The following is a 26517-nucleotide window of genomic DNA, read 5'->3' as shown; positions in this document are numbered from 1 at the left end:
GCGAACCCGAGTTCGTCAGATAAGCTTAAGCCGCAGCGGCCAGCTTCTGGGCCTTCTTGACCGCATCCTCGATGGTGCCGACCATGTAGAAGGCAGCCTCCGGGAGGTGGTCGTACTTGCCTTCGACGAGGCCCTTGAAGCCCTTGATGGTGTCTTCGAGCGCCACGAAAATGCCCGGAGTACCGGTGAAGGCCTCGGCCACGAAGAACGGCTGGCTCATGAAGCGCTCGATCTTGCGGGCGCGCGCCACGGTCAGCTTGTCCTCTTCGGAAAGCTCGTCCATGCCCAGGATCGCGATGATGTCCTGGAGCGCCTTGTAACGCTGCAGAATCTGCTGCACTTCGCGGGCGGTGTTGTAGTGATCTTCGCCAACGATGTTGGCCGACAGCATGCGCGAGGTGGAGTCCAGCGGATCCACGGCCGGGTAGATGCCCTTCTCGGAGATGGCGCGGTTCAGCGTCGTCGTCGAGTCGAGGTGGGCGAACGAGGTCGCCGGCGCCGGGTCGGTCAAGTCGTCGGCCGGCACGTAAATCGCCTGCACCGAAGTGATCGAGCCCTTGTTGGTGGTGGTGATGCGTTCCTGCAGTGCGCCCATGTCAGTGGCGAGCGTCGGCTGGTAACCCACCGCCGAAGGAATACGGCCGAGCAGTGCCGACATTTCGGCGCCCGCCTGGGTGAAGCGGAAGATGTTGTCGATGAAGAACAGCACGTCCTGGCCCTGGTCGCGGAAGTGCTCGGCGACGGTGAGGCCCGAGAGCGCCACGCGGGCACGGGCGCCCGGCGGCTCGTTCATCTGGCCGAACACCAGGGCGCACTTCGAACCGGCGGTCGAGCCGTTGTTCTCATGCGGGTCCTTGTTCACGCCCGATTCGATCATTTCGTGGTAGAGGTCGTTGCCCTCGCGGGTGCGCTCACCCACGCCAGCGAACACCGAGTAACCACCGTGCGCCTTGGCGACGTTGTTGATGAGTTCCTGGATCAGCACGGTCTTGCCCACGCCGGCGCCGCCGAACAGGCCGATCTTGCCGCCGCGTGCGTATGGAGCGATCAGGTCCACGACCTTGATGCCGGTGACGAGGATCTGCGCTTCCGAGGCCTGCTCGGTGAACGACGGCGCTTCCTGGTGGATGGCGCGGCGGGCCTTGGTCTGCACCGGGCCGGCTTCGTCCACCGGCTCGCCGATCACGTTCATGATGCGGCCCAGCGTCTCGTCGCCAACCGGCACCGAGATCGGCTCGCCGGTATCGACGACGGGCGCGCCGCGGACCAAGCCTTCAGTAGTGTCCATGGCGATGGTGCGCACGGCGTTCTCGCCGAGGTGCTGCGCCACTTCGAGCACCAGGCGGCTGCCATTATTGTCGGTCTCGAGCGCGTTCAGGATCGCCGGCAGGTGACCATCGAAGGTCACGTCCACCACGGCGCCGATCACCTGCGAAACGCGGCCGACCGGCTTGCCGGAAGTCGCGACCACCGGGGTCGAAGCGGCCTTGCGGACGGCCGGGGCTTTCTTGGCGGCGGGAGCCTTGTCGGTCGCCGGGGCTTTTGCTGCAGTTGCTGCGCGGGCCATGATTTACCTCGTTCCTGCTAGAGCGCTTCCGCGCCCGAAATGATTTCGATGAGTTCTTTGGTGATCTGGGCCTGGCGCTGCCGGTTGTAGACCAGCGTCAGCTTCTTGATCATTTCGCCGGCGTTGCGCGTCGCATTGTCCATGGCGCTCATCTGCGCCCCGAAGAACGATGCGTTGTTCTCGAGCAATGCCCGGAAGATCTGTACCGAGATGTTGCGCGGCAGCAGGTCCTCGAGGATCGCTTCCTCGTCCGGCTCGTACTCGTAGTTCAGCGTGTCCGCCGCATCGGCGGCCGGCGCGTCGAACTTTGCCGGGATCAGCTGGTGCGCCGTCGGGATCTGCGCGATCACCGAACGGAAGCGTGCGTAGAACAGCGTCGCTACGTCGAACTCACCCGCCGCGTACATCGCCAAGAGCTTCTCGCCGACGGTCGCGGCGTTGACATAGCCCAGCGTCCGCACTTCGCGGAACGAGATCGTCTCGACGATCTTGTCGCCCAGCGTCCGCTTCAGGATGTCGTTGCCCTTGCGGCCGACGGTGAGGATCTTCACCGTCTTGCCTTCGCCGATCAGCTTCTGCGCTGTTTCACGGGCGAGACGGGCGATCGACGAGTTGAAGCCGCCGGCAAGGCCACGCTCACCGGTCGCAACGACCAGCAGGTGCACCTGGTCACGGCCGTTGCCGGCGAGCAGTGCCGGAGCGTCCGCACGGCCGGCATAGGCTGCGCCCAGCGCCGCGAGCACGTTGCCCATGCGCTCGGCATAGGGACGCGCCGCCTCGGCTGCTTCCTGTGCGCGGCGAAGCTTCGCCGCTGCCACCATCTGCATGGCCTTGGTGATCTTCTGGGTCGATTTGACCGAGGCGATCCGGTTCTTAAGGTCCTTTAGCGAGGGCATCGGGCCGCTCTACTCCCATAGCGAGGCCCGAACCGGACCCCGCGTTATTCTGAAAGGGCTTACGAGAACGTCTTCTTGAACGCGTCGATGGCGGCCTTGAGCTTGGCGCGCAGATCATCCGACAGCGCCTTCTCCTTGGCGATCGCCGCCAGCACATCCGCACCCTTGGAGCGGAGGTAGCTCAAGAGGCCCGCCTCGAACTCGCCGACCTTCGACACCGGCAGGTCGTCCAGGTAGCCCTGGCCGCCGGCAAAGATCACCGCGACTTCTTCTTCCGGCTTCAGCGGCGCGAACTGCGGCTGCTTCAGCAGCTCCGTCAGGCGGGCGCCGCGGTTGAGCAGGCGCTGCGTGGCGGCATCGAGGTCGGAACCGAACTGCGCGAACGCGGCCATCTCGCGATACTGCGAGAGCTCGCCCTTCAGCGAACCGGCAACCTGCTTCATCGCCTTGATCTGGGCGTTACCACCCACGCGGCTCACCGAGATACCGACGTTCACCGCCGGACGGATGCCCTGGAAGAACAGGTTCGTCTCGAGGAAGATCTGGCCGTCGGTGATCGAAATCACGTTGGTCGGGATGTAGGCCGACACGTCGTTCGCCTGGGTCTCAATCACCGGCAGCGCGGTGAGCGAGCCCGAACCATGCTCTTCGTTGAGCTTGGCGGCGCGCTCGAGCAGACGCGAGTGCAGGTAGAACACGTCGCCCGGGTAAGCTTCGCGGCCCGGCGGACGGCGCAGCAGCAGCGACATCTGGCGGTAGGCCACGGCCTGCTTGGTCAGATCGTCGAACGCGATCACGGCATGCATGCCGTTGTCGCGGAAATACTCGCCGATGGCGGCGCCGGTCATCGGCGCGAGGAACTGCATCGGCGCCGGATCGGACGCGGTCGCCGCGATGACGATCGAGTATTCCATGGCGCCGGCGTCTTCGAGCACCTTGACGAACTGCGCCACGGTCGAGCGCTTCTGCCCGACGGCGACGTAGATGCAATAGAGCTTGTCCGTCTCCGAAGCGTTGGCGGCATGCGCCGGCTTCTGGTTCAGGAAGGTGTCGAGAATGACGGCGGTCTTGCCGGTCTGGCGATCGCCAATGATCAGCTCGCGCTGGCCGCGGCCGATCGGGATCAGCGCGTCGATGGCCTTGAGGCCGGTCGACATCGGCTCGTGCACGGACTTGCGTGGCAGGATGCCCGGGGCCTTCACGTCGACGCGGCGGCGTTCCTTGGCCTTGAGCGGGCCCTTGCCGTCGATCGGGTTGCCGAGCGCGTCGACCACGCGGCCGAGCAGCTCCTTGCCCACCGGGGTATCAACGATGGCGCCGGTACGCTTGGCGACGTCGCCTTCCTTGATGCCGCGGTCATTGCCGAACAGCACGACGCCGACATTGTCGGTTTCGAGGTTCAGCGCCATGCCCTTGATGCCGCCCGGGAACTCGACGAGCTCACCGGCCTGCACGTTGTCGAGGCCGTAGACGCGGGCGATACCGTCGCCAACCGACAGAACCTGACCGACTTCGGAAACTTCCGCTTCCTGGCCGAAGTTCTGAATCTGCTCCTTGAGGATCGCAGAGATTTCCGCGGCTTTGATATCCATTATCCGACCTCTTTCATCGCGATCTTCATCGCCGTGAGCTTGGTTTTGAGTGAGCTGTCGATCATCTGGCTACCGACCTTGACCACGAGGCCACCGATCAGGCTGGGATCGACATGTTGGTTGAGCGTGACGGACTTGCCGATCTTCGCCTTGAGCGTATCGGCCAGCGTCTTGACCTGGGCCGCGGTGAGCGGCGTCGCCGAGGTCACGTCGGCATTGACTTCGCCACGGGCGCCAGCGGCACGCTCGCGGAACGCCTTGATAATCTCGGGCAGCGCGAACAGCCGGCCGTTGCGGGCCACCACCCTGACGAAATTGCCGACCGTGGTGTGCGCCTTGGCGCGCTCCAGCACGGCGTGGATGGCCTGCGCCTTCTCTTCGGTGTTGATCACCGGGGAGCGAAGGAACCGGGCAAAATCCGGGCTTTGTTCAGCCAGGGCGAGGAGGTTCACCAGCCCCTGCTCGACCGCTGCGACGGAACCGTCGGCTGCGGCGAGATCGTAGAGCGCCGACGCATATGGCCGCGCGATCTGGGTAAGCACTGAATTCTGCGCTGCCAATGCCCCGTCACCCTCGTGCTGCGCAACCCGAATCCGGCCGATAGAGGCGCCGGAGGCTGCTTTCGCTTATGATTGTTCGCCGGGAAAAGCCGATAGCCCCCCGGATTTCGCGCCCCCTCTAACATGCGAGATCGGCACCCGCAAGGCACCGGAACACGAGTCTTTCGGGGAGTTTTGTCGCAGGGGAGGGCCTTGCTGATCGTCCCCCGTTCACTGGCGCCGGTCGATCGTCGACAATGGCCGGTGCCGGCAGGGAAGGTGTCCCTTGTGTCACCGTTGGGCGAGGCGTATTTTTTCAGCTGCTGACGTCCGTTGTGAGGTGTGGATCATGCCACTCAATCGTCGTTGGGTGATCGCCGCCGGATCGGCGGCGTGTTTTGCGGGAATAAGCCGGGGCGCACTGGCCGAGACCTTGCGCCGCGCCGCAGCGAGCGGGCTGCCGCTGCTGAGCGAGGCCTCGCTGAACGCCATGATTCCGTCGCCCGAGGAACCGGACTACGCCGAAGTGCTCGGGGAAGCGGCGCACGACATCCGTGGATTCCTGCGTGCGCATTTCACGCTGACGGCCGAGCAGGATGAGGAAATCGGCACCATCTCCGATGGCTCGCGACGGTTGGCCGGCGCGCTGCTCAAGCGCTCGGCCAAGGGGCGATGGCGCGTCAGCGTTCGCGTCGGCGAAATGATCGATGAGGTGAGGCGCCGCGAGGACGAACTCCGAAAAAAGAGCAAGGAGGCCGAGAACGGCGCGAAGTTCGTCAGGATCATGGGCACCGCCCCCGCCCAGTCCGGCGAGCAACCCAAAACAACGGTAGTCGAGTTCCGGCTGGGCGCGCCGCCGCCAAAGCCGCCCCCGGAGGAGCCGTCCTCTTCGTCATCATCGATGGACAGCGGCCCCGAGCCGCCAGATATCGACTAGCCGGCGCCCAGGATCGCGGCTGCCCGTGAGACGACCTGCAGGCCGTTCGCACGATCGCAAAAGATCCTGACGGACCTCTCCCCTGAGGGAGAGGTCGCCGCGGAGCGGCGGGTGAGGGGGCCTTTCTGCCGGCGCTAGAGGAACGACTGCGGATCGATATCCACCTGCACCCTGAGGTTCCCCGTGGTCTTGGGCGCCTGCTCCAGCCAGAACCGCACGTAACCGCTAAGATCAAAATCCTTGCCGGATTGCGCCAAGAGCCGCACCCGGTGCCTGCCGCGGATCATCGAGATCGGCGCGTCGGCTGGGCCGAACAGCTTCAGCCCTTCCGCCAGTGGCGCGACGCTCAGCAGCTGCTTGGCATAGGCGAAGGCCGGGTCGTGCTCGTTGGCCGAAACGATCAGCGCCGCCAGCCGGCCGAACGGCGGCAGCCCACCCGCCTCGCGCGCCAAGAGTTCATGCTTGTAGAACGCCTCGCGATCGCCTTTGACCATCGCCTTCATCACCGGGTGATCCGGATGATAGGTCTGGAGGAACGCCTTGCCGGCCCGGTTGGCGCGGCCGGCGCGCCCCGTTACCTGCGTCAGGATCTGGAAGGTCCGCTCCGCCGCGCGCGGGTCGCCGCGGTCGAGCCCGAGATCGGCATCGAGCACCCCGACCAAAGTCAGCTTTTCGAAATGGTGCCCCTTGGCCACCAGCTGCGTGCCCACCACCAGGTCGTATTCGCCGCGCTCGATCTCGGCAAAGCGCTCCTTGAGCTGCTGGTTCGAGCCCATGTCGGAGCTGAGGATCACCATGCGCGCGCCCGGGAAGCGCTCCGCCGCCTCTTCGGCCACCCGCTCGATCCCCGGCCCGATCGGTGTCAGCGAGTCGACCGCCCCGCACTCGGTGCACGCCTTGGGCACCCGCTGCTCATGCCCGCAATGGTGGCACATCAGGACGCCGCGGAAGCGATGCTCGACCAGCCAGGCCGAGCAATCCGGGCACTGGTACTGATGCCCGCACGCCTTGCACAGCGTCAGCGGCGCATAGCCGCGTCGATTGAGGAACAACAGCGCCTGCTCGCCCCGGTCGAGCGTCGCGAACACCTCGCGCGCCAGCTTCGGGGCGATCCACTGCCCTTTCTCCGGCGGCTCCTCGCGCATGTCGATCGGCGCGATGTCCGGCATCCCCGCCTCGGCGAAGCGCGAGGTCAGCAGCACATGCTTGTAGCGCCCCTGGTTGGCATTGTTCCGGCTCTCCACCGACGGCGTCGCTGAGCTCAGGATCACCCGCGCCTCGGCAAACCGCGCCCGCACCACCGCCATGTCGCGGGCGTGGTAATTCACCCCATCATACTGCTTGAACGCCCCGTCATGTTCCTCGTCGAGCACCACCAGGCCGAGCTCGCGGAACGGCAGGAACAGCGCCGAACGTGCTCCCAGCACCACCCGCACGTCGCCGTTCAGTACCGAGCGCCAGGTCCGCGCCCGCTGTGCCGGCGTCATATCCGAATGCCACTCGGCCGGCTTGGTGCCGAAGCGTTTGGAGAACCGCTCGACAAAAGTCGAGGTCAGCGCGATTTCCGGCAGCAGCACCAGCGCCTGCCGGCCGGCCCTGAGCGTATCGGCCACCGCCTCGAAGAACACTTCGGTCTTGCCGCCGCCGGTCACCCCGTCGAGCAGCGCCACCCCGAAACCGCCGACATCGATCTCGCGGATCTGCGCCATTGCTGCCGCCTGCTCCTCGTTCAACGTCGGCGGCGCCGCGTCCGGGTCGGGCGGCAGTGCGATCGGTGGCGGCGCCATCTCGACCCGCTCGAGCGCCCCGGCCTTCTCCAGCCCCTCGACCACCGAGGCCGAAACCCCGGCCTCGCCGATGATCGCCGATTTGGCCCAGGCCTGCCCATCGAGCAGCAGGTCGAGCACCTTGTCGCGCGATTTGGTGCGCTTGTCGGGTTCGACGCCAGTCAGCCGGAAGGCGGTGATCGGCCGCTCCGGCTCCAGCGCCTCGGTCGAACGCAAGACGCTCCTGAGCACCAGCCCCGGCGCCGCCAGGGTGTATTTCGACACCCAGTCGACCGTCTTCAGCAGCTCTTCACTGAGCGGCGGCGTGTCGAAGACCTGGGCGATGTCCTTCAGCCGGTTATGCGCGTAATTGTCCTTGGGCAGCCCCCAGACCACGCCCAGCGTCAGCCGCCCGACCAGCGGCACCGCGACGATCGAGCCGCGCTGCACCTCCATCCCATAGGGCACGCGGTAGCTGTACGGTCCATCGACCGACACGCTCACCATCACCGCCACGATGTCGGGGGACTTTTCCATCTGTGCTCGCTTTGTTCACGGCTGAGATGGGAATTGCAAGTGCCTTCGCCAAACTCTTACGCTGCTGCCGCGTTCTGTCAGCAGTCTCGGTTCAATTACCCGTGCCCAACCACACGAGGAGCGTCCCATGCCCAGCACGATTCCCGAAGGCTACACCACCGTCACGCCGTGGATCATTTCCAGCGACACCCCGCAGCTGATCGATTTCCTCGTCGCCGCCTTCGACGGGGTCGAACTCAGCCGTATGGCCAACGAGGATGGCAGCATCGGCCACGCTGAGATCCGCATCGGTGACGCCGTCGTGATGGCCTTCGACGCCCCGGCCGGCCTCGCGGCCATGCCGGCCTTCATCCGGCTCTACGTTCCCGATGCGCGCAAGGGCTTCGCCAAGGCGCTCGAAGCCGGCGCCACCGAAGTCACCAAGCCGACGCTGCTCGCCTTCGGCGACCGCGTCGCCCGTGTCCGCGACCCGCTCGGCAATATCTGGTGGCTGCAGCAGCGCGTCGAGGAGGTCTCTGAATCCGAGATGCAGCAGCGCTGGGGCGACCCGAGATGGTCGGAACCCATGGCCTATGTACAGAACTCACTGGCCGAAGCGCTGAAGCACTAGGGGCGCCGGGCCTCCAGCCCCGCGCCTGGTCGCCCAATCACTGCCGTCATCCCCGCAGGCGCACATGCGCTAAGCTATGATCGTGCCCACCCACCGGCCGTCATCCCGGCGAACGCCGGGACCCAGTGCACAGCCCTATCCACCCGCATAGAACCATCCGACCTTTCGGTGATGGACCGGCAAGGCTTGTGCCTGCCTACCCTCAGAGCAGTGGGTCCCGGCTTTCGCCGGGATGACACCGAGTTTGCGGCGCTGTCTGGTGGCAAGTCCCGCCTGCGCGGGAATGACACCGCTGGGGAGGTCACATCACCAGAATCGGCGACCCACTCGGCACCCGCTGATACAGATCGATCACGTCCTGGTTGAGCAGCCGCACGCAGCCCGACGAGATCGCCTTGCCGATGGTCCGCTCGTCGGTCGCGCCGTGCAGCCGGTAAATGGTGTCGCGCCCATCCTTGAAGATGTAGAGCGCACGCGCCCCGAGCGGGTTTTCGAGGCTTGGCGCCATGCCGCGCCGATAGGGCTCGAGCTCGGGCTGCCGGTCGATCATCTCGCTCGGCGGCGTCCAGGTCGGCCATTCGCGCTTATACTGGATCACGCCGCGTCCCGACCAGGTGAAGCCGTCACGGCCGATGCCGACCCCGTAGCGCATCGCCTTGCCGTTTTCCTGCACCAGGTAGAGGAAGCGGTGCGCCGTATCGACCACCACGGTGCCGGGCCGCTCGCCCGTCGGATCGTCCACCACCTGCCGCCAGAACTGCGGTTCGATCAGGTCCATGCGGGCGGCCGGGATCGGGAAGCGCTCGTTCGGCTGCGCCGCATACATGGCGAGCACGTCGTCCGGAATGCGGACGGTTTCGGTTTCCAGCCGGGGCGCGCCGGAGGTGGCGCAGCCGGCGAGGGCGAGGGCTGCAAAGCTCGCCGCCCCGGCGAGCAGCGCCCGGCGGCCGATGATCAGGTCAGTCATTTGAAATGTCTCGTTTAGCGGCCGGGAGGCGGCCGCGTTGTCAGGAGGATGGCGATGTGGGGGGATTCAACCCAGCCGAGGCGGCGGCAGTTCTGCCACGGGCGAGCGACCTTGCCGCATCGGCTGGTCGGCCAGCCCGAAGGCCCATTGCGCCACGGTCGCCCGAGGCACTTCGACAACCCGCCGGCTCAGTTCCGGCTGCGGCGGCATCACCCGTTTGCCGCCCTGCATCTCGCAGGGGTTCGGCAGATGCGCCGGCCCGCCATCGTGGCTGGCGCTCACGGTCGGCAGCCCGCTATTGGCAATGCAGACCCCAGCCGCGAAGCTGGGGCTCAACAGCGCGAGCAGCGCGACGCAGAGCGCCAATATGGCAGTCAACCGATGCATGCCGCCCCGATAGCCCGCGAAATAAGGCAGGCAAAGGGCACCTCACGCCCGCGTGTTGGGTACCCGGGGGTTCGGAGGGTGGATGATGCAGATCTGCAACACCCAACTGCGTTTGCCGAATCCTAACCGCCCGCGCTTACCCTTGCAGCATGTCCTACGCCATGTTCGCCGACGCCGGCCTTGCCGCCCATATCGCCAATTGGCAGCGCGATCTCGGCGCCATCAGGCGTCTCGCGCCGTTGACGCTTGAGGCTTATCTGCGCGACCTCGGCCAGTTCGTCAGCTTCCTGAGCGCCCATACCGGCGGCGAGGTCACGCTGCAGACGCTGAAAGAGCTCCGCGCCGCCGATATCCGCGCCTTCCTCGCCGCCCGCCGCAGCGAGAGCCTCGGCTCGCGCTCGCTGGCCCGGGCGCTCAGCGCCATCAAGAGCTTCTTCGGTTTCCTCGAGCGTGAAGGCATTCTGGCGAGCGAAGCGCTGAACACCATCCGCACCCCAAAGCAGCCGCGCTCGCTGCCCAAGGCGCTGACCGTGCTGGAGGCCAAGGCTACCATCCGCACCACCGATGAGCTCGAGGACACCCCCTGGGTCGCGGCCCGCGACATGGCGGTGATCTCGCTCTGCTATGGCGCGGGCCTCCGTATCTCGGAAGCCCTCGCCGTCTCCCGCGCCGATCTTGAGGCGAGCGCGCTGCGCGTCACCGGCAAGGGTGGCAAGACCCGGCTGGTGCCGTTGATCGCCGCGGTGCGCCAGGCCATCGACACCTATCTCGGGCTCACGCCGTTCCACCCCGGTCCGGACGAGCCGATCTTCCGCGGCAAGAAGGGCGGGCCGCTGTCGCCGCGGCTGATCCAGCTGCGCATGCAGCAGCTGCGCGGCGCCCTCGGCCTGCCCCCATCGGCGACGCCGCACGCGCTCCGCCACAGCTTTGCCACTCACCTTCTCGGCAAAGGCGGCGACCTACGTGCCATCCAGGAGCTCCTGGGCCATGCCTCGCTCTCGACCACCCAGATCTACACCGCGGTCGACACCGAGCGCCTGCTCGAGAGTTATCGCGCCGCCCATCCGCGGACCTGAGCCCGGCGCAACGCATCAGCCACCGATTTCGGGGCTTCCAGCGCTGCGGCAGAGGCAATACTACCTAGGGCGCCAATCATCGTATGATTCAGACTGGATCGCCCGGCCGTGCCAACCAAAGTCACCCACCAGCCCGGCGTGAGCCTCTATGCCTCCTTGCTGCAGCAACTGGGCATCCGCATCCTCAGGGGTGATCTGCCACCGGGGACGCAACTGGACAATGTCGAAGAGCTGAGCGCCGCGCACGGGGTGAGCCGGACCGTGATGCGGGAAGTGATCCGTGTCCTCGGCGACAAGGGCATGCTCGAATCCCGCCCCCGCACCGGTACCCGGGTTCGCCCGCGCGGCGACTGGAACTTTCTCGACCCCGATATTCTCGCCTGGCGCTATGGCGCGACCACCGACCGCAGCGATACGCGCGCCCTGTTCGAACTCCGGCGCGCCATCGAGCCGGCGGCCGGGGCGCTCGCCGCGCAGCGCGCCAGCCCCGAGCAGATCGCTGAGCTGGAGGGCTATTTCGCCCTGATGGAACAGCATGCCGATGATGGGCCGCGCTTCGCCGAACCGGACCTCGCCTTCCACCAGCTCATCCTGCGCATGACCGGCAACGAGCTGATCGGTTCGCTGGCCGCCCTGATGGCAGCGGCGCTGGCCATGAGCTTTCGCCTGTCGGATGCCAACCCGCTGGGGCAACGTCCGTCGCTGCCGCTGCACCGTCGGGTGATCGACTGCATCAAGACCGGCGACGCCGATGGCGCGCAGGACGCCCTGCTCAGGCTGCTCGACGATGCCGAGCTCGATGTGGCGCGCGCCATCGGCGCGCAGCCGGACCCGGCTGCCGGCTGAAGGCCGCCTGGGCCGATGATCTGACACGCGCCTGACATGGCCGGGAGCTATCGCGTGCCCTCGCGATAGCGTCGGGCCGGCGGTCTCCGGAAACGGATGCCGGGGCCCGGCTGACTGGGCCAGCGGCGTCACGACGGCGAACGGACCGTACGGATTTTTGGAGGCGCCGCAGCCCGCCACCCCCAGTGCCTCGCTGCCTCACCTTGCCACGACGACGGGCGCGGTGGCGTACCCGGCTGCCCGAACGGCATAGTATGATTAATATTATTATTCGTCATGGGAGTGTCACGCCATCCCATTAGATGCGCTGACGCCGACAGTCGCTGCCGGCGATGAGAGCCCCGTCACGCCATCCCAACCCGATAGTTATGAGCTCAGCAATGCGTTCTCGATTTTCCGGCGCAGCCCGCCACACCACCCGTCTTCTCTCCCATGCCGTGACTGCAGTCCTGCTCGGCTCTAGCATGCTGACTGGCCTCGGCACTCCCGCCATGGCCGAAGAGCCGTGGATCATGGTGCAGCGGGATTTCTTCCTCGGCGCCGACCCGGCACGTGGCCAGGGTGTCACCACGGACGGGACCAACTGGTATTTCTCGGGCACCCATTCGCTGGAGATCGCCGACGATGGCTTCAACACCATCAAGATCGACCCCAATGCGATCGCCAACCAACTGCTGATCCCCTCGGAATTCTCCGCTATCGGGCTCAACCATATCGGCGACATCGACTACGCCGACGGCTACCTCTACATCTCGCTCGACTCGTCCAATCGCGACCCCGGCAATGGCAACCAGAAATACGTCAATCCGGTCTTCGCCGTCTATGACGCCAAGACGCTGGCCTATACCGGCCAGGCCTATCGGCTGAACCCGCCACACGGCATCAAGGATATCGCCAGCTGGGTAGCGGTCGATGCCAAGGCCGGCCTCGCCTATGGCATTGCCTATGACAACGCCACCGAACTGACGGTCTACAACCTCGCCGATTTCAGCTTCAAGGAGTACATCCCGCTGTCGCAGGTCGTGGACCAGGCGCAGGGCGGCAAGCTGCTCAACGGCTACATGTACTTCGCCACCGACAATGACGAAAAACTGCTGATGCGCGCCAACCTTGCAACCGGCGAGGTCGAGACGATCGGCAACCTGAAGATCGACGGCGAACAGGAGGTCGAAGGCCTGTCGATCCGCTGGACCAAGGATGGCTGGTCGATGAACGTCCTCAACCGCGAAGAAAGCACCCCGGGCAGCGGCAAGGAAGGTGTCGGCTTCTACAAATACCTCCGCCCCACCGGCAACGCGCTGTCGGGCGAGATCCATGCCGATATCGCCGGCGCCCTCTTGGCGGATAGTCGCTTCCTGCGCGACGCGAGCTTGCGCCGGATGCGCAACGACGAAGCCCCGACCGACGGGGCGGCGTTCTGGGGCGAGGCCCTGGCCGCGACCAGCAGCACCGATGCTGTCGGAGATGCCGCCGGTTTCGAGCGCAGTTCGGCCGGCTTCATCGGCGGCGTCGAAGGTTCGGTCGGCGACTGGCTGGTCGGCCTGACGGCCAGCTACGGTCGCTCGAACTTCAGCGTCGCTGATCGCGCCTCCACCGCCTCGACCGACAGCTACCAGCTCGGCATCTATGGCGGCACCCAGTTCGGCGATCTCGGCCTGCACCTCGGCGCCGCTTTTGGCGCGCACGACATCTCGACCGAGCGCAGCGTCGTCTTCCCCGCCTTCAGCGAGCAGCTCTCGGCTCGGTATGGCGCCCGGACCATCCAGGCCTATGGCGAACTCGACTACCGCATCGACCTGGGCGCCGCGGTGCTGTCGCCTTTTGCCGGCCTCGCGCTGGTCTCCCGCTCGACCGACGCGTTCGCTGAAACCGGCGGCAGCACCGCAGCGCTGTCGGCTGAGCGGAGCTCAGATCAGAACGCCTTCACCACCATCGGCCTGCGCGTCACCGCGCCGCTCGGTTTCGGCGAGGCGAGCGGCAAGCTCTCCGGCCAGATCGGCTGGCAGCATGCGCTCGGCGACACGGAGAGCGCGATGCAACTGGCCATCCCTACGGCTGCGTCGTTCGACAGCGTCGGCGTGCCGATCGCCCGGGACGCCCTGAGCCTCGAGGCTGGTCTCGACTTCGCCCTGAGCGAACAGGCCAGCTTCACCGCCAGCTATGCCGGACAGCTCGCCGAAGGAGCGCAGAACCACAGCATCAAGCTCGGCTTCGGCCTGAAGTTCTGAGCCCTTGCCCCGATAGCGGTGGCCGGCACTCTCCCTGTCGGGCGCCGGCCGCGGAGCGAGTGCCTTCTCCCCTTGTAGGAGAAGGCCTTCACTCTACAACCGGTGCTTGGGGCAACATGCAGCAGCCTGGGGTCACCCCACCGAACGCACCGTTCACCCAACCGGCCACTTTACAGCCGCCATGCCCGAGCGTACCTATCCGCCCATGACCGCTTGCATCCTAATTATTGGCAAAACCTGCCTCATCCCCTCCGGGGACCGGGACGCGACGGCCGTTTGACCCTCGTTTGCTCACCGGCCCCGCCATCAGGCGCGGTAACCCGGTGATCTGATGGCAGGGGCCAGAACTGGACCCGCCAAATGTCTTCCGAGACTGCGTCTACTTCGTCCACCGCCCGTCGTGGCTTCCGGCAGTTCGCCTGGGCCGGCATCGTGCTGGCGCTCGCCGGCGCGGCGTTCTTCGCCACCAAGGGCATCGTCATCAAGCTGGCTTTGCTCGAGGGCATCGACTCGGTGACGACACTCACCTGGCGGATGATCGTCGCCGTGCCGATCTTTTTGACTGTCGGCATCCTCGGCTACCGCAAGAAGCTGGCGCAGCAACCCCCAGGCGCCCCGCCGGTGCTCACCGGGCCCGTGCTGGCGCAGACCCTCGGCGTCGGCGTCATCGGCTATTACGTGGCGAGCTACCTCGATTTCTCGGCGCTCGAATACATCACGGCGCAGTTCGACCGGCTGATCCTCCTGACCTATCCGTTCTTCGTCGTGCTGTTCGGCGCGATCTTCTTCAAGCGCAGGATCACCCTCCCGATGGTGGTGGCGCTGCTCGTCTCCTACCTCGGCATCGGCGTCATCTTCTGGCATGACCTCAGGATCGAGGGCGATAACGTGCTGCTCGGCGCGGCTCTGGTGTTCGGCTCGGCCATCGCCTACGCCGCCTACCAGATCATGGCGAAGCCTTTGATCGACAAGCTTGGCCCGCAGCTCTTCACCTCCATCGCCATGAGCGGCGCCGGCCCGGCGGTGATCGCGCATTTCCTCTTTACCCATCCGGTGGGCGATCTGGCGGTGAGCGGCAACGGCTTCCTGCTGATGCTCGCCATCGGCACGGTGTCGACCGTGCTGCCGGCCTACTGCATCTCGGGCGCCATCGCACTGATCGGCCCCGAGCGCACCGCCATCATCGGCAACGTCTCGCCGGTGGTCACTGTCGGCCTCGCCATCTCCGTCCTCGGCGAAGCCTTCACGCCCTACCACGCGATCGGTACGGCCCTGGTGCTGGGCGGGGTGTTCCTCTTCACCCGCAAGGAAAAGCCGAAGCTGAAGGTGCTGGAGGAAAGTACCGCTTGATTCCGTTGAGGATTCTCGACAAGCCTGCTCCTGGCTCAAATAGTTCTACAACAGTCGCCTGCGAGAATTGCCGGGCGACTGACGAGGGTTCCGGGGGCGGGCGTGGGTTTATGGACTAGGACCACCGACGACAGTGCGGCAGCACGTGCCGCCCTGCTCGTGCTTTTCGGCACCATTGCCAGCCTCTGCTCCGCCTCGCCCGTGCTTGCGCAGTACGTTGTGGATCCGGGCGCATACCCGACGCTGACCGTTACCAGCGGTGATCAGTCCGTCACGCAGAGCGGAGCAGTCTCGGTAATCGGACAAACGACCATCGTCGCGGGCACCGGCACCATCAACTTGACGCAGAGCGGCAACGACTTCGGCGGCCAGGTCGTCGCCGCGGGTTCGGGTATCGCGCTCACCGACGCGAACGCCCTGCTCGTGGGCGTGCTGAACGCCGACTCAGGCGTCGTATCGCTCAGCGCCGGCGGGATGATCAGCCAGATCGGCCTCATTGAGGCGGGGACACTCAACCTCAACGGCACCGGCAACGTCATCCTGAACAGCGCCAGCAACGCCATCCAGTTGCTGGACAATGCGACCATCATTGGTGATTTCTCCCTGACCAACAGCCTGGCCTTGACCATCAACTCGCTCACCGCGGACGACGTGTCGCTCACCGTCGCCAACGGCGTGACCGTGGGCGCCACCGGCGTCATCACCGCCGACCAGGTCCATGTGAACGGAAACCTGAAATTCACGGCCGGCTCGACCTTCAACGTAGTGGTCGATCCGCTGAGCAGCGCCAACAGCCTCATAGCCGTTACCGGCAACGTCGACATCAATGGCGGAACCGTCGCCCACATCGCCGGGGCCGGCGACTTCCTCCGCACCACCCGCATCATCCTGACCACTGAAGGCACGCTCACCGGAGCGTTTGCCGACGCCACTTCGACCTATGCCTTCCTGACGCCCCGCCTCATCTATGACTACGACCTCGGCGTGGTCGCACTCGAACTGGCCCGCAACGATATCGACTTCGTCTCGTCGGCAGCGACGCGCAACCAGACCGCCACCGCCCAGGCCATCGACAGCATCGGCATCTTTGCCGCCAACCCGCTCTATGACGCCATCGCTCTGCTGCCCGACGATGACGCCCTGATCCAGGCGAGCTTCGACGCGCTCTCCGGCGAAATCGCCGCCTCCGCCAAGGGCGCGCTGATCGAAGACAGCCGCTTCATCCGTGACGCCATGGGCCAGCGCCTTCGCACCAGCCCGACTGGCCCATCTGACGACTACGTGCCGTTGATGGGCTACGCGCCCAGCACCGAGCCCATGCTGCCCTCTCCGGAGCCGGCCGGCCCGACGGTCTGGGCCTATGGCTTCTCCTCCTCCGGTACGGCCGGCGGAGATGGCAACGCCGCCGCACTCGATCATGATATCGGCGGCCTGCTGGTCGGCACCGACGGCCTGCTCGGCGACTGGCGGGTCGGCCTCCTCGCCGGCTACAGCCGCTCCGGCTTCGAAGCAGACGATCGCTCGTCCTCCGGCTCGAGCGACAGCTATCACCTCGGCCTCTACGGCGGCACCGCCTGGGGCGCTCTCTCGCTGCGCACCGGGCTCGCCTATACCCTGGCGGACCTCTCCACCCAGCGTCTTGTCGCCATCCCCTGGCTCGATGACAGCCTCAGCGCCGCCTACGGCGCCCAGACCCTCCAGGCCTTCGGCGAGCTCGCCTACGCGATCGAGACTGACGGCGCCCGGCTCGAGCCCTTCGTCAACCTGGCGCATGTGAACCTCACCACCGACGGCTACACCGAAGAGGGCGGCCCCGCCGCGTTGACGGTTGCGAGCAGCTCCACCGGCATCACCTTCGCTACGCTCGGGGCGCGGGCGGAGCTGGACATCCAACTGGGAAGCATCGACGCAACCCTGCTCGGCATGCTCGGCTGGCGCCACGCCTTCGGCGATCTCACCCCCACAGTAACCCAGGCTTTCGCCGCGGGTGACGCCTTCACCATCGCCGGCGCACCGATCGCCAGCGACAGCGTCGTGATCGAAGCCGGCCTCGATCTCGCCCTCAACGACACGGCCGCCGTGGCCCTGTCCTATCTCGGCCAAATCTCGAGCGAAACCGAGAACCACGGCGCCAAGGCAACCCTGGCCGTCAGCTTCTAGAAGTTCGGGCGGCGTGCTCGCCACCACTCCCCACCCGCATCCGCACAACGCCACTTGCGGCACGCCACCTACCGGTGCAGCCTCCGTTCAGTGCTGGGGGGCAGTCATGGCGCGCATTCTTTCGGGGCTGGTGCTGTTTGTCGTGGTCATTGCCCTCACCTGCGCCATGCTTGTCGGCTTCAGCTACGCCATGGGCTACGGCGCCCCTTCTTATGACCTCGACTCACTTCTCAACATCATCGGGCCGCTTGGAGCGTTTGCCTTGGCCAATTCGATCGTGCTGGTCGTTCTCGCCTGGCGGGGCCGAACGCATCCGCTGTCGGACGGGGTGTTGTCGCTGAATGTCCTCGTGGTCGGCTTCACCTTCGTACAAATCGTCACGATCCTGTGGCAGGGGCCATCGCCGTATCCGGACAGCATGCCGATGTTCTACGCCGTGCTGATGAGCGGGCTGATCGTCACCTGCCTCATCCCCGCCCACATCGTCGCCGTTCTCGCCCTCCGCCGCACCGCGCTCCTGCGCGGCTTCGTTCCAAAAACAAAAGGGCCCGCCGAAGCGAGCCCTTGAACATTTGCGCTGACTGCCGGGATCAGAGATCCAGCACCAGCCGTTCCGGCGCCTCGAGGCTTTCCTTGACGCGGACGAGGAAGGTCACCGCTTCCTTGCCGTCGACGATGCGGTGGTCGTAGCTCAGCGCCAGGTACATCATCGGGCGGATGACGATCTCGCCGCCGATCACCACCGGCCGCTCCTGGATCTTGTGCATGCCGAGGATGCCCGACTGCGGTGCGTTGAGGATCGGCGTCGACATCAACGAGCCGTAGACGCCGCCATTCGAGATGGTGAAGGTGCCGCCCTGCATGTCGGCCATCGAGAGCTGACCATCACGCGCCAGCTTGCCCAATCGGGCGATGTCCTTTTCGATACCGGCGATCGACAGCTGGTCGGCATCGCGCACCACCGGCACCACGAGGCCTTTGTCGGTCCCCACGGCGACGCCGATATGGGCGTAGTTCTTGTAGACCAGATCGTCGCCGTCGATCTCGGCATTGACCGCCGGGATTTCCTTCAGCGCGTGGGTCACCGCTTTGGTGAAAAAGCCCATGAAGCCGAGCTTCACGCCGTGCTTTTTCTCGAACAGCTCCTTGTAGGAGTTGCGCAAGTCCATCACCGGCTTCATGTCCACCTCGTTGAAGGTGGTGAGCATGGCGGCATTGTTCTGCGCTTCCTTCAGGCGCCGCGCGATGGTCTGGCGCAGCCGGGTCATCTTCACCCGCTCTTCGCGCACATCGTCATTGGCGTTCACCGGACCACGCGGCTGCGCCGGAACCGGAGCAGGCGCCGGCTCAGCGGCCTTGGGAGCCGGCGCCGGCGCAGGTGCGGGTGCTGCAACCGGCGCAGGAGCCGGCTTCGGCGTGGCGGCGACGGGCGCCGCAGCCACTGATGCGGCAGGTGCAGAAGCGGGCTTGGCCGCCGCCGCCAGTACGTCTTCCTTGAGGATCTGGCCACGGCGGCCCGAACCACTGACATCGGCGTCGGTGACCCCGGCTTCCGCCATCAGCTTCTGGGCGCTCGGCGCCGGCGGCACGGCGGAGCCGTTGCCATTGGCGGGCTTGGGCGCCGGCTCGGCGGCAACGGTTGCCGGCTGCGGCGCTTCAGCCGGCTTGGCTGCGGCGACTGGAGCCGCGGCGGCCACGGCAGTTCCGGCGGCAGCGATCGCCCCGATCAGCGCCCCGACATTGACCGTATCGCCCGGATTGGCGGTGATGGTTTCGAGCACGCCGGCCGCCGGGGCCGGGACCTCGATGGTCACCTTGTCGGTCTCGAGCTCCACCACCGGTTCATCGGCGGCGACGGTGTCGCCCACCTTCTTGAACCACTGGCCGATCGTCGCCTCGGTGACGCTCTCGCCCAGCGTGGGCACCCGGATGTCAGTCGCCATCAGTTTGGTCCTTCAGTTTTCTTGCCGCGTCTAGGCGGGCGATTCTACTTGGCGAACGCTTCTTCGAGGAAGGCCTGCAGCTGCTGCAGGTGCGTGCGCATCAGGCCGGTGGCCGTCGCCGCTGAGGCAGCGCGACCGACATAGTGCGGCCGGTCGCCCGGGCGACCCATCTGGTCCATCACCCAGTCGATATAGGGCTGCACGAACGCCCAGGCGCCCATATTCTTGGGCTCTTCCTGGCACCAGACGATCTCGGCGTTCTTGAACCGGTTGAGCTCGTCGAGCAGTGCCTTGGCCGGGAACGGGTAGAGCTGCTCGAGACGGAGCAGGTACACGTCGTTGATGCCGCGCTTCTCGCGATCCTCGAGCAGGTCATAGTAGACCTTGCCGGTGCACAGGATCACCTTGCGGATCTCCTCGTCCGGCGCCAGCTTGATCGTCGTCTTGGGCACGCCCGGGGCTTCCGCATCGTCCCACAACAGGCGATGGAACGTCGATTCCGGCCCGAACTCGACCAGCCCCGACACCGCCTTCTTGTGGCGCAACAGGCTCTTGGGCGTCATCAACACCAAGGGCTTGCGGAAATCGCGCTTCATCTGCCGGCGCAGGATGTGGAAGTAGTTGGCTGGCGTCGTGCAGTTGGCGACCTGCATATTGTCTTCGGCGCAGCTCTGCAGGTAGCGCTCGAGGCGGGCCGACGAGTGCTCCGGCCCCTGGCCTTCATAGCCATGCGGCAACAGCATCACGAGGCCGCTCATGCGGAACCACTTGCGCTCGCCCGACGAGATGAACTGGTCGACCACCACCTGCGCACCGTTGGCAAAGTCGCCGAACTGGGCTTCCCACAGCGTCAGCGTCTTCGGTTCGGCCAGCGAATAGCCATACTCGAAGCCGAGCACCGCCTCTTCCGACAGCATCGAGTTGACGACCTCGTAACGGGCCTGCAGCTCGGCGATGTTGTTGAGCGGTGTGTAGGTCTCGTCCTTGTCCTGATCGTACAGCACCGAGTGGCGCTGGCTGAACGTACCGCGCTCCACGTCCTGCCCCGAGAGCCGGACCGGGTGGCCCTCCTCGAGCAGCGTCGCATAGGCCAGCGCTTCGCCGGTCGCCCAGTCGATGCCTTCGCCCGACTCGATCGAGGCGAGCCGGTTGTCCATGAACCGCTTCACTGTCTTGTGGGCGTTGAAGCCGGCCGGAACCGTCGACAGCTTCTGGCCCAGATTGACCAGATCGGGGATATCCACCCCGGTGTCGCCGCGGCGCGGGCCCTCGACGTCGGCGCGCTTCAGGTCCTTCCACACGCCATCGAGCCAGTCGGTCTTGTTCGGGCGGAAATCCTGCCCGGCCTCGAACTCGCGCTCGAGATGCGCCCGCCAGTCGGCCTTCATCTTGTCGACGTCATCGGCCGACAGCACGCCCTCCGCGGCGAGGCGCTTCGAATAGATATCGAGCGTCGTCTCGTGGCTGCGGATCTTGGAATACATCAGCGGCTGGGTGAAGCTCGGCTCGTCGCCTTCGTTATGGCCGAAGCGGCGATAGCAGAAGATGTCGATCACCACCGGCCGCGCGAAGCGCTGCCGGAACTCGGTGGCGACCTTGGCCACATAGACCACCGCTTCCGGGTCATCGCCGTTCACGTGGAACACCGGCGCCTCGATCATCTTGGCGACGTCGGTCGGGTACGGCGAGGAGCGCGAATACATCGGCGACGTGGTGAAGCCGATCTGGTTATTGATCACCACGTGGATCGAGCCGCCGGTGCGGTGACCCTTCAGCCCGCTGAGGCCGAGGCATTCGGCAATCACGCCCTGGCCGGCAAACGCCGCATCACCATGCAGCAGCAGCGGCAGCACCACCGAGCGATCGGTCTGGCGCGTATCGGCGATGAACCGCCCATCGACCGCCGAACGCTGGTCCTGCTTGGCGCGCGCCTTGCCCAGCACCACCGGATCGACGATCTCGAGATGCGACGGGTTGGCGGTGAGGCTGAGATGCACGTTATTGCCGTCGAACTCGCGGTCCGCCGAAGCACCCAGATGGTACTTCACGTCGCCCGAGCCTTCGACTTCCTCGGGGTAGAAGGCCCCGCCCTTGAACTCGTGGAACAGCGCCCGATGCGGCTTCGCCAGCACCTGGGTCAGGACGTTCAGCCGGCCGCGATGCGCCATGCCGAGCACGATATCCTTCACGCCCAGCGAACCGCCGCGCTTGATGATCTGCTCGAGCGCCGGGATCAGCGCTTCCGACCCATCGAGGCCGAAGCGCTTGGTGCCGGTGAACTTGACGTCGAGGAACTTCTCGAACCCCTCGGCTTCGACGAGCTTGTTGAGGATCGCCTTCTTGCCCTCGGGCGTGAACTTGATCTCCTTGTCCGGCCCTTCCATGCGCTCCTGGATCCACTGCTTGGCTTCCGGATCGGAGATGTGCATGAACTCGACGCCGACGGTCGAGCAATAGGTCCGCTTCAGGATCTCCAGCATCTGGGGAACCGTCGCGTATTCGAGGCCCAGATAGTTGTCGATGAAGATCTTGCGGCCGTAATCGGCCTCGGTGAAGCCGTAGGCGGCGGGCTCCAGCTCGGGCGCCGGCTCGTCGGCCTTCATCTTCAACGGGTCGAGGTCGGCATGCAGGTGCCCGCGCATCCGGTAGGCGCGGATCATCATGATCGCGTGGATCGAGTCGCGTGTCGCCTGCAGCACGTCGATGGCGGTCGGCGCCGGTGCGCCGGCGACCTTGGCCTTCTCGACCACCGCCTTCTGCACCTTGACCTGGATCTCGCCCCAGTTGCCGTCGAGCGCCGAAACCAGCTCGCCATTGGCCGACTGCGGCCAATCCTGGCGCTGCCAGCTTGGTCCCTCGGCATTCTTGTCGATGTCGGCGGGAGCATCCTCAAGCCGATCGAAATACGACGCCCAGGTCGGATCGATCGAGGCCGGATCGGCCTTGTAGCGGGCGTACAGCCCTTCGATGTAATCGGCGTTGCCGCCATAGAGGAAAGAAGAGAGCAAGAACTGTTCGTTCTTTTCTTGTCGGGTCATGTCCAGCGTCGCGAGGCGTGAACCCCGCCATCCTTCTCAAACGCCCGGGAAATGCTCGACCGGGCCCTTTTTGCGTCGCGGGCCAACCTGCCCGCAACTTCTTTGTTTGACGTTAAGGCGCGGGAAACCACCCGCGCCCCGTCTTCAGTCCACCCTCGCCTCAGCCTTTTAGTACGTCGGCTAGGGTTTGGCCAATCCTCGCAGGCGACTGCGACACCTTTATGCCCGCGCGTTCCATTGCCGAAATCTTGTCTTCGGCGCCCCCCTTGCCGCCCGAAATCACGGCGCCGGCATGGCCCATGGTCCGGCCGGCCGGAGCGGTGCGCCCGGCGATAAAGCCGGCCATCGGCTTCTTGCGGCCCTTCTTGGCCTCGTCGATCAGGAACTGCGCGGCATCTTCCTCGGCGGAACCGCCGATTTCGCCGATCATGATGATGGATTTGGTGGCTTCGTCGGCGAGGAACATCTCGAGCATATCGATGAACTCGGTGCCCTTGACCGGATCGCCGCCGATGCCGACCGCAGTGGTCTGGCCGAGCCCGGCATTGGTGGTCTGGAACACCGCTTCATAGGTAAGCGTACCGGAGCGGGAAACAATGCCCACCGAGCCCTTGGAAAAGATCGAGCCCGGCATGATGCCGATCTTGCACTCTTCCGGCGTCAAGACGCCCGGGCAGTTGGGGCCGAGCAGCCGGGACTTGGATTTGTCGAGCCGCGCCTTCACCCGCACCATGTCGAGCACCGGGATGCCCTCGGTGATGCAGACGATCAGCGGGATCTCGGCATCGATCGCCTCGATGATGGCGTCGGCGGCGCCCGGCGGCGGCACGTAGACCACCGAGGCAGTAGCGCCGGTGCGCTCCTTTCCTTCGGCGACCGAAGCGAACACCGGCAGCGTCGCCGAGGCATCGAGCCCCGAGGTCCACACTTCACCGGCCTTCTTGGGGTTCACGCCGCCCACCATCTTGGTGCCGTAATAGGCCAGCGCCTGCTCGGTATGGAACGTGCCGGTCTTGCCGGTCAGCCCCTGCACCAGAACGCGAGTGTCTTTGTTGACGAGAATGGACATCGGGGGACGACTGCTCCGGTTGTTCTAGAACTGCCGCGCGAGGCGGCGGCTGGAGATATTGGTAGGGTCAAGCTTGGCGTGCGCTTCGGCGAAGGCAAACAGCAGGTTGCGGATATCATAGAACGACGCCTTCAAGCCAAACGCCGAGATCGGCAAGGTTGCCGCCCAGCCGGTGTTGGTGAAGCTGCCGGACGGGAAGCCGGTGCGCAAATAGAACGGTACCGGCTTGAGAGCAGACAGGGCAGCGCGATCGACAACGAGTTCCACCGTCTTTGCCGGCACACCACTCGTTGTGCTGGTCCTGACCGTTACGTCGCACACATCGCCCCAGGGCAACACGTCACTGCTGAAGCGCGTGTCGTGGACGCCGTTGGGCGAGACCGTCAGCACCGGCCCCCGGACAACCAGCAGACGAGCCACCCAGCGCAGGGTCAGGAACGCACAGCAAAGAGTCCACAACGCCCCGCCGATCAGCAGGAAGATCGATGATTCACGGAGGAACGGCCAAACCCCAACACCTGTGAGCGCCACAAGACCCAGCACGGTTCCCGTCATGATGACGGGGTCATGCTCGATCTCCACGGTGCTCGATGTGTCGATGTTCTCGTACATCAGACTCTCAGTTCCTCGGCTCGACTGCCTGCTCAGCGGGTCTTCACGGCAGCGACGATCTTCTGTGCTGCGTCGTCGAGGTCGTCGGCCGAGATCACGTCGAGGCCGGATGAGTTGAGGATGGCTTTGCCTTCCTTGACGTTGGTGCCTTCGAGGCGCACCACCAGCGGCACCTTGAGGCCGACTTCCTTCACCGCGGCGATCACGCCTTCGGCGATGATATCGCAGCGCATGATGCCGCCGAAGATGTTGACCAGGATGCCTTTGACAGCCGGGTCGGCGGTGATGATCTTGAACGCCGCCGTCACCTTCTCCTTGGACGCACCGCCGCCCACGTCGAGGAAGTTGGCGGGCTCGGCGCCATAGAGCTTGATGATGTCCATCGTCGCCATGGCGAGGCCGGCGCCGTTGACCATGCAGCCGATATTGCCGTCGAGCGCCACATAGGCGAGGTCGAACTTCGACGCCTCGATCTCCTTGGCGTCCTCTTCGGTGAGGTCGCGCAGCGGCGCCAACTCGGCATGCCTGAACGAGGCGTTGTTGTCGAAGCTCACCTTGGCGTCGAGCACGCGCAGGTGCCCGTTGGCCATGACGATCAGCGGGTTCACTTCGAGCAGCGACATGTCGGTCTCGACGAACGCCTTGTAGAGCGCCGGGAACACCGACTTGGCGTCGTCCGCTGCCGATCCGTCGAGCTGCAGCGCCGCGACGATCTCGGCCACATCCTTGGCGGTGACGCCGGCGGTCGGATCGATGTCGACCGCGATGATCTTTTCGGGCGTATCATGCGCCACCGCTTCGATGTCCATGCCGCCTTCAGTGGAGACGACGAACGACACCCGGCCGGTGGACCGATCGACCAGCAGCGAGCAGTAGAGCTCGCGCGCGATATCGGCGCCGTCCTCGATATAGAGCCGGTTGACCTGCTTGCCGGCCGGGCCGGTCTGCTTGGTCACCAGCGTATTGCCGAGCATTTCCTTGGCGTTCGCCGCGACTTCCGCCGCCGACTTCGCCAGCCGCACGCCACCCTTGGCATCGGCCGGCAGTTCCTTGAACTTGCCCTTGCCACGCCCGCCGGCGTGGATCTGCGACTTCACCACATAGAGCGGCCCGGGCAGTTCCAGCGCCGCGGCTTCCGCCTCGTGCGGCGTAAAGATCGCCACCCCGTCGGCCACCGGCAACCCGTAGGTCTTCAGCAGCGCCTTGGCCTGGTGTTCGTGGATGTTCATGTCTACCTACCGCCTTGTGTCGGAAGCTTTCCCACCCGCCGGGTCGTGCCCCGCCTCGCGGGATGCTCAGGAATGGTGGAGTGGGTTTGAAGTCCCCGCGCCGTTGCAGGGAGCACCGGGTGGGGGGCCGACTGAGCCGGCCCCGCACATACTACGCCAGCTTCGGCGCGATCTTCTTGCACGCCTCGACGAGGCCGTTCACTGCGGCGACCGACTTGTCGAACGCCTTCTGCTCGGAGCCGGTAAGGGAGATCTCGACGATCTTCTCCGCCCCGCCGGCGCCGATCAGCACCGGCACGCCGACATAGGTGCCCTTGACGCCATATTCGCCCTTGAGGAAGGCGGCGCAGGGCAGGATGCGCTTCTTGTCCTTGAGGTAACTCTCGGCCATCTCGATCGCCGACGCTGCCGGAGCGTAGAACGCCGAACCGGTCTTCAAGAGGCCAACGATCTCAGCGCCGCCGTCACGGGTGCGCTGGATGATCTGCTCGAGCTTTTCCTTGCTCATCCAGCCCATCTTGACGATGTCGGGGAGCGGGATGCCGGCGACGGTCGAGTAGCGCGGCAGCGGCACCATGGTGTCGCCATGGCCGCCCAGCACGAACGCCGTGACGTCCTGCACCGAAACCTTGAGCTCGTCGGCGATGAAGTGACGGAAGCGCGCCGAGTCGAGCACGCCGGCCATGCCGACCACGCGGTTCGCCGGCAGGCCAGAGAACTTCTGCAGCGCCCACACCATGGCATCGAGCGGGTTGGTGATGCAGATGACGAACGCTTCCGGCGCGTATTTGGCGATGCCGGCGCCCACCTGCTCCATCACCTTGAGGTTGATCTCGAGCAGGTCGTCGCGGCTCATGCCGGGCTTGCGCGGCACGCCGGCGGTGACGATCACCACGTCGGCGCCGACGATGTCCTTGTATTCGGAAGTGCCCTTGAGCGTCGAATTGAAGCCTTCCACCGGGCCGGACTGGCTGAGGTCCAGGGCCTTGCCCTGCGGTACGCCGTCGACCACGTCGAACAGGATTACATCGCCCAGTTCTTTGGTTGCTGCGAGCAGCGCCAAAGTGCCGCCAATCTGTCCCGCACCGATCAGAGCGATCTTCTTGCGCGCCATCCACCGAACCCCGTTTTGCTTATGCTGGAAATTGCGCGCTCCTATTAACCCTAG

The 26517-nt window shown here is 65.6% G+C and carries 21 protein-coding genes; 8 read left to right on the top strand and 13 right to left on the bottom strand.

The genetic code is table 11. The annotated features are described in order from the left end of the window. Positions 1–25: 25 nt before the first annotated feature. The 4 genes from atpD to ACSQ23_RS09105 are packed head-to-tail and all read right to left on the bottom strand — an operon-like array spanning position 26 to position 4615. Positions 26–1567 (bottom strand): F0F1 ATP synthase subunit beta, encoded by a 1542-nt coding sequence (gene atpD, locus ACSQ23_RS09120; RefSeq protein WP_436090391.1) that lies wholly within the window; start codon positions 1565–1567, stop codon positions 26–28. 17 nt (positions 1568–1584) lie between these two features. Next, on the bottom strand, positions 1585–2463 hold the full coding sequence (locus tag ACSQ23_RS09115) for a F0F1 ATP synthase subunit gamma (RefSeq protein ID WP_055875607.1): 879 nt from the start codon (positions 2461–2463) through the stop codon (positions 1585–1587). Between the two features lie 59 nt (positions 2464–2522). Continuing rightward, complete coding sequence (atpA, locus tag ACSQ23_RS09110; protein WP_055875605.1) at positions 2523–4055, bottom strand: F0F1 ATP synthase subunit alpha; 1533 nt, start codon at positions 4053–4055, stop codon at positions 2523–2525. Beyond that, the gene (locus tag ACSQ23_RS09105; RefSeq protein ID WP_055875602.1) at positions 4055–4615 is read right to left on the bottom strand and encodes a F0F1 ATP synthase subunit delta; all 561 of its coding nucleotides are present in this window, start codon (positions 4613–4615) and stop codon (positions 4055–4057) included. The genes atpA and ACSQ23_RS09105 overlap by 1 nt, the downstream gene beginning before the upstream one ends. 328 nt (positions 4616–4943) lie before the next feature. On the opposite strand from ACSQ23_RS09105, the gene ACSQ23_RS09100 reads away from it, so the two are divergent. Continuing rightward, positions 4944–5531, top strand: coding sequence for a hypothetical protein (locus ACSQ23_RS09100; protein WP_436090390.1), 588 nt, complete (start codon positions 4944–4946; stop codon positions 5529–5531). A gap of 134 nt (positions 5532–5665) precedes the next feature. On the opposite strand, the gene ACSQ23_RS09095 is transcribed toward ACSQ23_RS09100, so the two are convergent. Further along, entirely contained in the window at positions 5666–7834 is a 2169-nt protein-coding gene (locus ACSQ23_RS09095; RefSeq protein ID WP_055875596.1) for a primosomal protein N', read from the bottom strand. A gap of 127 nt (positions 7835–7961) precedes the next feature. Between ACSQ23_RS09095 and ACSQ23_RS09090 the strand changes: the two genes are divergently transcribed. Then, positions 7962–8444, top strand: coding sequence for a VOC family protein (locus ACSQ23_RS09090; protein ID WP_055875591.1), 483 nt, complete (start codon positions 7962–7964; stop codon positions 8442–8444). Positions 8445–8745: 301 nt separating this feature from the next. Here the strand turns inward: ACSQ23_RS09090 and ACSQ23_RS09085 are convergent, their stop codons facing one another. Beyond that, positions 8746–9411, bottom strand: coding sequence for a L,D-transpeptidase (locus ACSQ23_RS09085; RefSeq protein ID WP_055875588.1), 666 nt, complete (start codon positions 9409–9411; stop codon positions 8746–8748). Between the two features lie 66 nt (positions 9412–9477). Continuing rightward, positions 9478–9798: a hypothetical protein gene (locus ACSQ23_RS09080; protein WP_156387243.1), complete on the bottom strand. Its 321-nt coding sequence runs from the start codon at positions 9796–9798 to the stop codon at positions 9478–9480. Between the two features lie 149 nt (positions 9799–9947). On the opposite strand from ACSQ23_RS09080, the gene ACSQ23_RS09075 reads away from it, so the two are divergent. The 6 genes from ACSQ23_RS09075 (at position 9948) to ACSQ23_RS09050 (ending at position 18026) form a co-directional block, all read left to right on the top strand. Beyond that, entirely contained in the window at positions 9948–10874 is a 927-nt protein-coding gene (locus tag ACSQ23_RS09075; protein ID WP_436090389.1) for a tyrosine recombinase XerC, read from the top strand. Between the two features lie 108 nt (positions 10875–10982). Then, a complete protein-coding gene (locus tag ACSQ23_RS09070) occupies positions 10983–11720 on the top strand; it encodes a FadR/GntR family transcriptional regulator (protein WP_436090388.1) in 738 nt (245 codons plus the stop codon). 464 nt (positions 11721–12184) lie between these two features. After that, positions 12185–13948, top strand: a complete 1764-nt coding sequence (locus ACSQ23_RS09065; RefSeq protein WP_436090387.1) for an autotransporter outer membrane beta-barrel domain-containing protein — start codon at positions 12185–12187, stop codon at positions 13946–13948. Positions 13949–14308: 360 nt separating this feature from the next. After that, positions 14309–15298 (top strand): DMT family transporter, encoded by a 990-nt coding sequence (locus ACSQ23_RS09060; protein ID WP_436090386.1) that lies wholly within the window; start codon positions 14309–14311, stop codon positions 15296–15298. Positions 15299–15400: 102 nt separating this feature from the next. After that, on the top strand, positions 15401–17458 hold the full coding sequence (locus ACSQ23_RS09055) for an autotransporter domain-containing protein (RefSeq protein ID WP_436090385.1): 2058 nt from the start codon (positions 15401–15403) through the stop codon (positions 17456–17458). 106 nt (positions 17459–17564) lie between these two features. Then, positions 17565–18026, top strand: coding sequence for a hypothetical protein (locus ACSQ23_RS09050; RefSeq protein ID WP_436090384.1), 462 nt, complete (start codon positions 17565–17567; stop codon positions 18024–18026). Between the two features lie 22 nt (positions 18027–18048). Here the strand turns inward: ACSQ23_RS09050 and odhB are convergent, their stop codons facing one another. From odhB to mdh, 6 genes are all read right to left on the bottom strand, one after another. Next, a complete protein-coding gene (gene odhB, locus ACSQ23_RS09045) occupies positions 18049–19401 on the bottom strand; it encodes a 2-oxoglutarate dehydrogenase complex dihydrolipoyllysine-residue succinyltransferase (protein ID WP_436090383.1) in 1353 nt (450 codons plus the stop codon). A 44-nt stretch (positions 19402–19445) separates the two neighbouring features. Further along, on the bottom strand, positions 19446–22439 hold the full coding sequence (locus tag ACSQ23_RS09040) for a 2-oxoglutarate dehydrogenase E1 component (protein WP_436090382.1): 2994 nt from the start codon (positions 22437–22439) through the stop codon (positions 19446–19448). Between the two features lie 160 nt (positions 22440–22599). After that, the gene (sucD, locus tag ACSQ23_RS09035; RefSeq protein ID WP_055875565.1) at positions 22600–23508 is read right to left on the bottom strand and encodes a succinate--CoA ligase subunit alpha; all 909 of its coding nucleotides are present in this window, start codon (positions 23506–23508) and stop codon (positions 22600–22602) included. Between the two features lie 24 nt (positions 23509–23532). Continuing rightward, entirely contained in the window at positions 23533–24120 is a 588-nt protein-coding gene (locus ACSQ23_RS09030) for a hypothetical protein (RefSeq protein WP_436090381.1), read from the bottom strand. A 32-nt stretch (positions 24121–24152) separates the two neighbouring features. Next, positions 24153–25349 (bottom strand): ADP-forming succinate--CoA ligase subunit beta, encoded by a 1197-nt coding sequence (gene sucC, locus ACSQ23_RS09025; RefSeq protein ID WP_436090380.1) that lies wholly within the window; start codon positions 25347–25349, stop codon positions 24153–24155. A 151-nt stretch (positions 25350–25500) separates the two neighbouring features. Beyond that, the gene (gene mdh / locus ACSQ23_RS09020; RefSeq protein ID WP_055993593.1) at positions 25501–26463 is read right to left on the bottom strand and encodes a malate dehydrogenase; all 963 of its coding nucleotides are present in this window, start codon (positions 26461–26463) and stop codon (positions 25501–25503) included. Positions 26464–26517: the final 54 nt, after the last annotated feature.

Source organism: Devosia sp. LjRoot16, from assembly GCF_964252795.1.
GTDB lineage: Bacteria > Pseudomonadota > Alphaproteobacteria > Rhizobiales > Devosiaceae > Devosia_A.
The sequence above is the reverse complement of the archived record's forward strand: the minus strand, read 5'-3'. Positions and strand labels throughout refer to the sequence as shown.

Bases quoted from the DNA above. Each gene is read 5' to 3' on its own strand.
- atpA (WP_055875605.1), bottom strand. From the start codon at position 4,055: ATGGATATCAAAGCCGCGGAAATCTCTGCGATCCTCAAGGAGCAGATT.
- sucC (WP_436090380.1), bottom strand. From the start codon at position 25,349: ATGAACATCCACGAACACCAGGCCAAGGCGCTGCTGAAGACCTACGGG.
- odhB (WP_436090383.1), bottom strand. From the start codon at position 19,401: ATGGCGACTGACATCCGGGTGCCCACGCTGGGCGAGAGCGTCACCGAG.
- ACSQ23_RS09065 (WP_436090387.1), top strand. From the start codon at position 12,185: ATGCTGACTGGCCTCGGCACTCCCGCCATGGCCGAAGAGCCGTGGATC.
- ACSQ23_RS09050 (WP_436090384.1), top strand. From the start codon at position 17,565: ATGGCGCGCATTCTTTCGGGGCTGGTGCTGTTTGTCGTGGTCATTGCC.
- ACSQ23_RS09100 (WP_436090390.1), top strand. From the start codon at position 4,944: ATGCCACTCAATCGTCGTTGGGTGATCGCCGCCGGATCGGCGGCGTGT.
- ACSQ23_RS09060 (WP_436090386.1), top strand. From the start codon at position 14,309: ATGTCTTCCGAGACTGCGTCTACTTCGTCCACCGCCCGTCGTGGCTTC.
- ACSQ23_RS09090 (WP_055875591.1), top strand. From the start codon at position 7,962: ATGCCCAGCACGATTCCCGAAGGCTACACCACCGTCACGCCGTGGATC.
- ACSQ23_RS09040 (WP_436090382.1), bottom strand. From the start codon at position 22,439: ATGACCCGACAAGAAAAGAACGAACAGTTCTTGCTCTCTTCTTTCCTC.
- ACSQ23_RS09075 (WP_436090389.1), top strand. From the start codon at position 9,948: ATGTCCTACGCCATGTTCGCCGACGCCGGCCTTGCCGCCCATATCGCC.
- ACSQ23_RS09030 (WP_436090381.1), bottom strand. From the start codon at position 24,120: ATGTACGAGAACATCGACACATCGAGCACCGTGGAGATCGAGCATGAC.
- ACSQ23_RS09085 (WP_055875588.1), bottom strand. From the start codon at position 9,411: ATGACTGACCTGATCATCGGCCGCCGGGCGCTGCTCGCCGGGGCGGCG.
- mdh (WP_055993593.1), bottom strand. From the start codon at position 26,463: ATGGCGCGCAAGAAGATCGCTCTGATCGGTGCGGGACAGATTGGCGGC.
- ACSQ23_RS09095 (WP_055875596.1), bottom strand. From the start codon at position 7,834: ATGGAAAAGTCCCCCGACATCGTGGCGGTGATGGTGAGCGTGTCGGTC.
- sucD (WP_055875565.1), bottom strand. From the start codon at position 23,508: ATGTCCATTCTCGTCAACAAAGACACTCGCGTTCTGGTGCAGGGGCTG.
- ACSQ23_RS09080 (WP_156387243.1), bottom strand. From the start codon at position 9,798: ATGCATCGGTTGACTGCCATATTGGCGCTCTGCGTCGCGCTGCTCGCG.
- atpD (WP_436090391.1), bottom strand. From the start codon at position 1,567: ATGGCCCGCGCAGCAACTGCAGCAAAAGCCCCGGCGACCGACAAGGCT.
- ACSQ23_RS09115 (WP_055875607.1), bottom strand. From the start codon at position 2,463: ATGCCCTCGCTAAAGGACCTTAAGAACCGGATCGCCTCGGTCAAATCG.